This is a genomic window from Stenotrophomonas sp. STEN031 (genome assembly GCF_056759975.1).
Genome location: NZ_JBRREA010000049.1, coordinates 23,099 through 31,630, shown reverse-complemented (window position 1 = coordinate 31,630; position 8,532 = coordinate 23,099). Strand labels below are relative to the sequence as shown.

The following is an 8,532-nucleotide window of genomic DNA, read 5'->3' as shown; positions in this document are numbered from 1 at the left end:
CACAGTGCCTGCTTCTGCGCCAATGACAATCCAGGTCGACCCATCATCGCACTTGCCCTCCCGGTCAGCAGCAACACCTATGATGTTGCATCGACCGGTTGAGAGCGCCGCCGCGTACTTTGCCAAGGGGTAAGGGCGAAGTACGCGTTCATGCGCGCGCACGCCCGGGAGTTCCGCTTGGTGGCGATGTGCCGGGTGCTTGGCGTGCAGCGCAGCGGCTACTACGCCTGGCTGCGCCATGGCGCCAGCGCTCGTGAGCGCGAAGATCAGCGTCTGCTGGGGCTGATCAAGCACAACTGGCTGGCCAGCGGCACGGTGTATGGCTATCGCAAGATCACCCTGGACCTGCGCGAGGCCGGCGAGCAATGCAGTCGGCACCGCGTCTTGCGGTTGATGAGGGCAGAAGGTCTGCGTGCCCAAGTCGGCTATGGCCGCAAGCCGCGTCATCGCGGCGGCCCGGCGGGCGTGGTGGCCAACGTGCTCAACCGGGACTTCGGGCCACAGGCACCGAACAAGGTCTGGGTCACCGACATCACCTACATCCGGACCTACGAGGGCTGGCTGTTCCTGGCGGCGGTGATGGACCTGTATTCGCGCCAGATCGTGGGTTGGGCAACCGCTTCGACGATGACCAGCGATCTGGTGCTGCAGGCACTGGTGGCGGCGGCGTGGCGGCGCAAGCCCGGTCCTGGCGTGATGGTGCACTCCGACCAGGGCTGTCAGTTCACCAGCAGCGATTGGCAGTCGTTCCTGAAAGCGTACCGGATGGTGCCGAGCATGAGCCGACGCGGGAACTGCCACGACAACGCCGTGGCCGAGAGTTTCTTCAGCGTCTTGAAGAAGGAGCGGATCAAGCGGCGGATCTACCCGACACGCGCCATGGCGGCATCGGACGTGTTTGACTACATCGAGATGTTCTACAACCCGATCCGCCGGCATGGTTCCGCTGGCGGACTGTCACCGGTAGAGTTTGAAAGGCGCTACGCGCAGAGCGGCGACTGAGTGTCTACAGAACTCTGGCCGGTCCACCTTCTCAATGGTGGCTGTATGCAAGGCGTACTCTCCTGTACGGATCCTGTTGAGCAGGAACCATGCCAAGTAGTGGGTTGTGATAAATGGCACTGCTAGCGGCGCAATCAGTGATACGCGGCGCGCGAGAATGACGCTGTGCGTCACAAATGTTAGTGAAATTCACATTTCACGACAACCACCGTCACATTCATAAATGGTGGAGCGCCTTCCCGTAGGACCAACCAAAGCGGTTGCCAAGCCTCACAAACCATAGCGGAGGCCGAGAGAATTGGAGGGGGTGGGCGCTCTTTACTAGCGAGCGTCTAGTTCTGGACTGGCCATCTTGGCCACATACGCCAATTGGTACCAAATTGGCATCTACCGCTAGAGGTCAGTCAGCGAAGAGGTCAGAGCCGGCAGCTATGAACCTCTCACTGAAGTGCTAAGGGCACTGATACCACTCAGCCCTTTGAGCGAACGTTTGCAAACAGATGCGTTAGTTGATTCGGCTCTAGGGGGCGCGACAATAAGTAACCTTGATACACATCGCAGCCCAGCTGTTTGAGATGTTCGCGCTGCCCTTGGGTTTCTACACCCTCTGCAACAACACGTAGATTCAGCGCTCGCCCCAACGCAACTATTGAGGCAACGATGGCAGCATCTTCAGAGTTCGATTCCAGATCGGTGATGAAGGCGCGATCGATTTTTAGCTCTGTTGCAGGCAATCGCTTCAGATACAGGAGGCTTGAATAGCCGGTACCGAAATCATCGATAGCAATCTGTACACCCATTGCCGTAAGTTCGTCCAAGACCCTCAAAGTTGCGCCGGCATCGCGCATGGCCGTCGTCTCTGTAATCTCGAGCGTAAGCAAACCAGGGCCAAGATTATTGCTTTCTAATGCCATCCTTACCGTATCGATAAGGGCGGCTGAAGAGAACTGAAGCGGCGATAGATTGATCGCCACACTCGGAACCTGGTATCCATCGTTCTTCCATTCCCTTGTTTGCCGACAAGCCTCATTCAGAACCCAGTCGCCCAGTGCCAGAATCAACCCGCTGCGCTCCGCGACTGGAATAAATTCACTTGGCTGCAAGAGACCATGCTCTGGATGACACCAACGGACAAGTGCTTCCAAGCCAACCAACGAGCAATCTGGGCCGGCGAATTTTGGCTGGTAATGTAGAACAAGTTCTTTACGATCTATGGCCCTTCGTAGGTCGCTCAAAAGCTCAAGCTGTTGATGAGCGCTGACGTTCATGGAAGGCGAATAGAACGTATATCCGTTCCTGCCATTGTTCTTAGTGTGGTACATCGCTGCGTCGGCATGTGCCACTAGCTCTCGCTCAGTGGCTCCGTCGGAAGGATACATAGCCACGCCAATGCTAGCTGTGACATGCACTTCAGCAGACTCGATACTAATAGAGAGGGCTACTGTGTCGATTATCCTCTGAGCTACAACAGCAGCATCCTGAGAATCACTGGTGGGCACGATCAAGACGAACTCATCGCCGCCCATGCGCGAAAAAGTGTCTTGGCTTCGAAGCAATTCGCGGATCCGTTCAGCGACGCTCAGGAGAAGGGCATCGCCGGCTTGGTGACCATAGGCGTCGTTTATGCTCTTGAATCCGTCCAAATCAAGAAACATGACAGCAAACTGTTCGCGTTTTCGCTGTGCCTTCTCAATAGACTGTTCAAGTCGATCCTGAAGGAGAACGCGATTGGGAAGCCTTGTCAGCGGATCATGTAGAGCGGCCTGCACGAGTTGATCGTGTGCACGCGCCAACGACCTGGAAAGATGGCGCGTTCTTAGATGCATTTGGCGATCCAGCACCGATACGATCAATGCAACTCCCATAATCGCGACCGTAGTGACAACTACCAAGACTGCCAGCCAATGTGCTGGCACACCACCATCACGCGCTGCACCGCACCAGCTGCCCGGCAAGAACCGCGCAGCAGCCATGCCAGTGTAGTGCATGCCTACGATCGCAAGCCCCATGATCACGGCCGCAACAAAGCGCCAACGGTATTGTCCGCGCGCACCTGCTCTAAGACGAAAGGCAATCCATAGCGCGGTGCCTGACGCTGCGATTGCGATCAAAATGGACAAGACGAACCAAGTGGGGTCGTACTCTATTCCGGGCTGCATCTGAAGCGCAGCCATGCCCAGGTAGTGCATCATCGCGATGCCGAGCCCCGTAAGGGTCGCGCCAAGCATCAGCCTGCTAACCGGGAGCTTGGGCCTGGAGACCAGCCAGAGCGCGAAAACCGACGCGCCGATCGCGGCAATCATCGAATAAAGTGTAATGGCAAGGTCGTAACCGAGCGGTATCGGTAAGTCGAACGCCAACATCCCGACGAAATGCATCGACCAAATGCCTAGGCCCATCGCAAGGGAGCCGCCGATCAACCACCAGCGCGACGCGACGCCCTTAGTTGCAGCCACCCGGCCTGCCATGTCCAATGCAGTGTAGGAAGCGAGAATTGCTACAAGAAGCGAAAGTAGAACCAGAATATCATTGTAAGTTCCAGACATAGCGTATCCATACAGTCCAGCGGCATTAGTTCTTAGCGAAGATCAGCGATCTAACTCAGTTACTAAATTTCTAGGCAGCAGAAGAAGCGATGTTAGAAGAGTCACTGTTCGATGCCCCTCCACTGCTCGCGACCATACTGAAAAGCGCCTCAGCCTGCGCCTCTAATGCCCGGGCAGAGCAAGAAATCCCATCGATCAGACGCGTGTCCTGTTGAACGCGCTTGTTGATTGCTTGCAATGCTTGGTTGGCGCTCTGAACGCCTTCACTCTGCTGCTGACTCGCGCCCGCAATCTGTTCGACGGTTGCCGTTACTTTGAGAACAGCGCCGAGAACTTCTTGCATGACATTGCCGGCTTGCATGGTCAAGCGCGTTCCATCAGTCACTTGATCTCTAGCGCTTCCAATCAGGTCGCGTATTTCCTTAGCAGAAACGCTGCAGCGTTGCGCCAGGCTTCTGACTTCCTGCGCCACCACGGCAAATCCTCGCCCTTGCTCTCCTGCGCGCGCCGCTTCCACGGCTGCATTTAACGCAAGAATATTGGTTTGGAACGAGATGCCGTCAATGACTCCGATTATTTGCGCCATGCGCTCGTTGGCTGCCCTAATCTCTTCTGAAGTCGTAACGACTTCCGAGATCACTGCGACTCCACGCTTAGCGGCATCCGCAGAGTTCTTGGCTACCTGGCGGGCATCGTCAGCATGTTGGGAGTTGGCGCGCACATTGTGGGCTAATCCTTCAATCGACTCTGAAGTCTGGCGGACAAACTCAGATTGAGACATAGAGCGTCCTGCCAGATCATGGTTGCTAGCAGCGATGCCACGAGCAGCGGTACGCACGTTCTGTGCGATATCCGTGGCTTGAATCACCAGTTGACGCATTTCGTGGGCGGAGCGGACTTGCTCTGTCACGTCCGTTGCATACTTAACTACCTTAAATGGATGTCCGGAAGCGTCAAAAATCGGATTGTAGGAAGCTTGGATCCATATTTCCTGACCGAGCTTTCCGAGGCGCCTGTACCGACCAACATCGTATTCACCACGCCCTAGCTTTCCCCAGAAAGTTCGATATTCTTCCGAGCGCCCATAGTCTGCATCCACAAAAATGCTGTGATGCTTTCCGCGAACCTCGTCTAGCCGATAGCCCATCGCAGCCAAGAAGTTCTCGTTGGCATCGAGTATCAGTCCGCTCATCGAGAATTCGATGACTGACATGACTTTTCCGATTGCCTTTATGCGCCCCTCTGCATCCGCAGAGATCGTCACCTGTTCTGTAATGTCGGTAGCGTACTTAATCACCTTGTACGGCAAGCCTGAAGAATCTAGTACAGGATTGTACGAAGCCTGTATCCAGACATCCCGATTCCCTTTTGCCACTCGTTTGTAGCGACCGGCATCAAACCTTCCTTGACTGAGTTTCCGCCAGAATTCAGCGTACCCCTCAGAATTCTTGGTGTTGAGATCGACAAAGATGCTGTGATGCCTGCCCTGGATCTCATCCAATCGATAACCCATCGTATTTAGAAAATTCTGATTGGCGCTCAGGATAGTCCCCTCCAGTGAGAACTCAATTGAAGCCATAACTTTGTCGATAGCATCAATGCGCCCTTCGTACTCACTCGTTCGATGCATCTGATCGGTGATGTCAGTCGCGTACTTGACGACTTTGTATGGCTTTCCAGCTTTGTCCAGAAGCGGGTTATATGAAGCGTTTAACCACACTTCTCGTCCGCCTTTTCCAACGCGGCGAAAACGACGAGCTTCGAAGTTCCCGGCTCGGAGACTGTCCCAGAATGTCCGGTAGTCGCCATCGCTACGTTCTGATGGCGGCACAAACATGCTGTGATGCTGTCCTTTGAGCTCATCAAGACTGTAGCCCATGATGTTCAAGAAGTTCTGGTTGGCGTGCAGGACTCTGCCCTCCAGATCAAACTCGATGACGGCCATCACGCGATTGACGGCAGTAATTTGAGAACGCTCATCCTGGCACCCGACAAGAAAACGGCTTCGGGCCCGTGCCTGCTTTAAGAATGAGCGCATCTCGCAATCCTGTAGAATTTTTATCGATATTCCTCCCCTTAGCGGCCCCGCTTGGCTGAACTTTAAGGGTCCGATCCGACAGCAAGTGACCGAAAGTTATCGCGAGGGCCTTTTCTGCCCAACGGGCGCAGCTGCGGATGGACCCAAGCCGTCGTAGAGAGGGTCGGCCTCGGCAATGAACTGCCATCGCCCACTACTGGTATCGCCGCTCTCTAGTGCAAAGATTGGCTTGCCGCGCATCGGCAAGAGACAGTCAGCAATGGCATTAGTTTGGTCTGGTTAGCGAAGAGAGCACGCTCGCGACTGATTCACCCAAGCAGAAACGCTCGAATAGGTTAAGCAGATCGAGTCCGGATTCTCGTTGTTCCATTTCGTTAGCCACCATGAGAACTCGGATCATGCTGAGGTAGGCAACTAGGCGCTCCCTCAATGCCTCGCTAAGAGTTGGGTCCGATAGGTTGGCAAGCAACTCATGCTCCAAGTCATCGAGGCGACTCTTGCCCGATTCTCGTGACATCGCAGCCATCGTCGATTGTTCCTCTTCACTTGCCACCATTAGCATACGAGCTATGTTGACAAACGCGAGTAGGCGAACTCTGGACACATCGCTTAGACCACCCTGCGACAGCTTGAGAATCAAGCTGCTTTTCAATTGTCGAAAGCCGTAGCCAACCAGGGGCCTCTCCATATAGCTCCTTTCCTTGGACCGTCCCAGAAACGGCCTGATCATAGGCCCGCCAGGATCGGGGCAACAAGCAAACTTGCAGCTGCAACCAAAACGTGGTCGCCGATCGTTTTGGCTGGGGCAGGCCGAATTTGAGTGATCCTTAAACGCGCGAAGAATTGATAGCTCGCATGAATTGCTTCGATGTCGAGATGCGTGGCTCGTTCTGCCCGGGCATTCTCAGCCCCGCCCTTTCACTTGACTGAGCGAGGCTGATATCTAAGTCTTGAGCTAATCTTCGTTCCGCCAGATACCTCTCATCAGTTGACGGCCCATTGCTTCTACCGATCGCATCGGTGATGGGCCTCCACTGCTGTCCCTGCGTTGTAAGCCGTGCACGGCCATACCGGAGCGCAACCTATCCAGACTTAGGACGTCACTTCTCGGGTGCGGGCTCGATCATCCGCAGCACATCGCGCTTCTGCTGCCGGGTCAGCCCGTTCCATCGCAGCAGGACCTTGGCGAGCAGTTCATCGCTGGTGTACAGGAAGGCCGGGGGTACGCCTAAAGCCTCGGCCAGTCGCTCGCTGGTCTCGAGCTTGGGCTCATACTTGCCACGCTCGTATTGGTTTACGCGGGGGCTGGCCACATAGGGATCCATACCGGCCCGGATGCCCACTTCCTTCTGCGGCAGACCCGCACGCAGGCGGGCCTGTTTCAGGCGACGGGCAAAGGTCGGCAGTGAGTCGGCGGACGATGGCACACGCGCACCCTATGGCAATACCGTAAGGATGGCGCATGTACCCTATGTTGCATACTAAGATATTCTTAGTTTTCAAGCAACCATCCTGCCTTCCGCAGTTGTCATGTCCCGCCCAAGCGCACCAACCGCCGGTTCCGATCCCGGGGCCTCCACGCACACGCCCTCCGGCGCAAGCCAGATTGCCACGCTGGAGGAACTGGGCCTGCGCGGGACCTTGTTCTTGGCGGCACTGCTGAAGGCACATGCCGATCGACTCGCCTTGGCCCCAACCCACCACTCAGCCCTGCTGGTGCTAGATACGTTGCGGGGGATGGGCGTGATCCAGGTGCCATGGCCTGACCAGCGGTGGCAGATCCGCCCCGACGCCCACGTCGACGTCCCCCCGCTTTCAGTAGCGGGGCCATTTAGAGTCCGGGGTTAGGGTAGCCGATCTTGGCCATCCGTTTGGCGTAGGCGGCGGGCGTCAGCCCGCCCAGTGCTTTCTTCGGTCTCTCCTCGTTGTATTCCCGGCGCCAGGTCTCGATTACGGTGCGAGCGTGAAGGACGTTTTGGAACCAGTGCTCGTTCAAGCATTCGTCGCGCAGCCTTCCGTTGAAGCTCTCGATGTAAGCGTTCTGGTTCGGCTTGCCCGGCTCGATCAGCCGCAGCACGACACCTCGCTCATGTCCCCACTTCACCATGGCCTTGCCGCAAAACTCTTTGCCATTGTCCGAGCGGATCACCAGAGGCAGGCCGCGGCGTAGCGCGAGGCGGTCCAGAACGCGAGCCACCCCATTACCCGAGATCGCCCGCTCCACTTCGACGGCCACCGCCTCGTGGGTCGCATCGTCGACGATGGTCAGACACTTCAGCACGCGCCCCTCGCCAGTGCGGTCGAATACGAAGTCCATCGACCACACCTGGTTGGCCGAGGTCGGCCGGAACAGCGGCTGCCGATCACCAACCGGCACCTTCTTGCGCTTGCGGCGCCGCACCTGCAGCTTGGCTTCCTGGTACAGCCGTTCAACGCGCTTGTAGTTAACCGGCCAGCCTGCCTGCCGAAGTTTGAGGTGGATCATCCCGACGCCGTATCTTTTGTGCCGGATGGCCAGCGCATGGATCTGTTCGCGCAGCTCGACGTTCCGGTCGGGCCGGGCTTGGTAGCGGAACGCACTGGCGCTCATCCGAGCCACCCCCAAGGCCCGCCGCTCGCTGAGACCGCGATCGATCATCTCCCGCACTAGTGCCCTACGCACCGGTGCGGTCACGGCTTTTTTCGCAGCACGTCCTTGATGACGTCGTTCTCGAACATCTGCTCGGCAAGCAGCTTCTTCAGCCGGGTGTTCTCCGCCTCCAGCTCCTTGAGCCGCTTGGCATCGGACACGCTCATGCCGCCGAACTTGCTGCGCCACAGGTAGTACGAGGCTTCGCTGAAGCCATGTCGGCGGCATAAGTCCTTGACCGCCATGCCGGCGTCGGCTTCACGCAGGAAACCGATGATCTGTTCTTCGGAAAAGCGTTTCTTCACGTCCAATCTCCT

The 8,532-nt window shown here is 56.8% G+C and carries 3 protein-coding genes and 2 pseudogenes; 1 reads left to right on the top strand and 4 read right to left on the bottom strand.

All coding sequences use genetic code 11. The features are described 5' to 3' along the window. Positions 1–108 precede the first annotated feature (108 nt). Positions 109–1,002 (top strand): annotated as a pseudogene (locus tag ACVOLQ_RS17620) (IS3 family transposase); the annotation flags it as partial. 470 nt (positions 1,003–1,472) lie between these two features. On the opposite strand, the gene ACVOLQ_RS17615 reads toward ACVOLQ_RS17620, so the two are convergent. From ACVOLQ_RS17615 to ACVOLQ_RS17600, 4 genes and pseudogenes are all read right to left on the bottom strand, one after another. Further along, positions 1,473–3,548 (bottom strand): putative bifunctional diguanylate cyclase/phosphodiesterase, encoded by a 2,076-nt coding sequence (locus tag ACVOLQ_RS17615; protein ID WP_481528798.1) that lies wholly within the window; start codon positions 3,546–3,548, stop codon positions 1,473–1,475. Positions 3,549–3,618: 70 nt separating this feature from the next. Beyond that, positions 3,619–5,493 (bottom strand): methyl-accepting chemotaxis protein, encoded by a 1,875-nt coding sequence (locus ACVOLQ_RS17610; protein WP_099497907.1) that lies wholly within the window; start codon positions 5,491–5,493, stop codon positions 3,619–3,621. Positions 5,494–6,686: 1,193 nt separating this feature from the next. Continuing rightward, positions 6,687–7,013, bottom strand: coding sequence for a helix-turn-helix domain-containing protein (locus ACVOLQ_RS17605; RefSeq protein ID WP_099497909.1), 327 nt, complete (start codon positions 7,011–7,013; stop codon positions 6,687–6,689). Positions 7,014–7,417: 404 nt separating this feature from the next. Then, positions 7,418–8,520, bottom strand: a pseudogene (locus ACVOLQ_RS17600) (IS3 family transposase). Positions 8,521–8,532: the final 12 nt, after the last annotated feature.